The sequence below is a fragment of the Streptomyces sp. GbtcB7 genome, assembly GCF_019091445.1.
Taxonomy (GTDB): Bacteria; Actinomycetota; Actinomycetes; order Streptomycetales; family Streptomycetaceae; genus Streptomyces; species Streptomyces mirabilis.
This window is the reverse complement of the sequence record NZ_JAGXJM010000535.1, coordinates 1-242: the sequence shown is the minus strand read 5'-3', so window position 1 is coordinate 242 and position 242 is coordinate 1. Positions and strand designations below refer to the sequence as shown.

At 76.0% G+C, this 242-nt stretch carries 1 pseudogene; it reads left to right on the top strand.

Going from position 1 to position 242, the window contains the following annotated elements:
* A pseudogene (locus KVT44_RS56720) lies at positions 1–242 on the top strand (glycosyltransferase family 2 protein); the annotation flags it as partial.

The following is a 242-nucleotide window of genomic DNA, read 5'->3' as shown; positions in this document are numbered from 1 at the left end:
GTCCGGGGGCTCCGAGCCCCGGCTGCGGTTCCTGCCGCGCTTCGTCGCCGTGATCCTGGAGAACGGGCCGGCCGGCCCGGGCCGCGACCCCCTCGCGCACCGGCATCTGACCGTCGAGGGGCAGCAGCTCCTCGGTCATGTGGCGCGCGAACCCCGCGAGCTGCAGCCGAAGCAGCTGGACCGGCTCGCCGACGCCACCGCACCGCTGGGGCACGGGGGGCTGAACGACCAGCTCTCGGGGA